Origin of the sequence: Actinoplanes sp. NPDC049598 (assembly GCF_040675435.1) — a bacterium.
In the GTDB taxonomy this organism is placed as follows: Bacteria; Actinomycetota; Actinomycetes; order Mycobacteriales; family Micromonosporaceae; genus Actinoplanes.
In genome coordinates, this window is sequence record NZ_JBFAOX010000072.1 from 1 (window position 1) to 1129 (window position 1129).

At 66.6% G+C, this 1129-nt stretch carries 1 protein-coding gene; it reads left to right on the forward strand.

Features of this window, described 5'->3' with window-relative positions:
• Positions 1–141: 141 nt before the first annotated feature.
• Positions 142–1129, forward strand: a 988-nt coding sequence (locus AB0J66_RS49755) for an IS481 family transposase (protein ID WP_364676587.1), incomplete at its 3' end; no start/stop codon positions are given.

Sequence of the window (1129 nt, forward strand, 5' to 3'; positions counted from 1 at the left end):
CTAGCTGTGATGTCCGGGGACGTTGGTCGAGGGAGTGCGACCACTCGATCTGACGATCATCTTTGTGTTCTGTGAACGGATGAAGGCCTCCAACGGTGCAGTGGAGCTGCTTAGACGCCACTGACCAGGCTGGAGGCCTTCATGTCCCACGCTAACGCCGCACTGACTCCTCGGGCGCGATTGCGGCTGGCGCGTCTGATCGTAGATTCCGGCTGGTCACCCGCACGAGCAGCGGAACGCTACGACGTGTCCTGGCGCACCGCGACGAAATGGGCCGCCCGCTACCGCGAGGAAGGCGAAGCCGGCATGGCCGACCGGTCGTCACGGCCGCGCCGGCAACCGAACCGGACGCCGGCGCCGATCGTCCGCAAGATCGTGCACTTACGCCGCAAACGCCGGCTCGGTCCGGTCGCGATCGCCGACCAGCTGGGCCTGGCCGCCTCGACGGTGCATTCCGTGCTGACCCGCTGCCGGTTGAACCGGCTCTCACACCTGCAACGCGGCACCGGCGAGCCGATCCGCCGCTACGAACACGAACGCCCCGGTGACCTGCTGCACGTCGACGTCAAGAAACTGGGCAACGTGCCCGACGGCGGCGGCTGGCGCTACCTGGGCCGGGCCCAGGGCGGCAAGAACCGTGTCGCCACCGCCGGCAAGCCCCGCAGCAAGCACCACAACCCGCAGATCGGCACCGCCTTCGTGCACACCGTCATAGACGACCATTCCCGCGTTGCCTACGCCGAGATCCACGACGACGAAACCGCTGCCACCGCTACCCGAGTGCTGACCAACGCGGTCGCCTGGTTCGCCGAGCGGGGCGTCACCACCCGCCGAGTGCTGTCGGACAACGGCTCGGCCTACCGCTCACACCTCTGGCGAGACACCTGCACCCAACTCGACATCACCGTCAAGAAGACCCGCCCCTACCGGCCACAAACCAACGGCAAGATCGAACGGTTCCACCGCACCCTGGCCGACGGCTGGGCCTTCACCAAGTTCTACTCCTCAGAGAAAGCTCGCCGCGCCGCACTACCGGCATTCCTGCACGACTACAACCATCACCGGCCCCACACCGCAATCGGCAAGAACCCGCCGATCACCCGGTTGACCAACCTGGCTGGACATCACA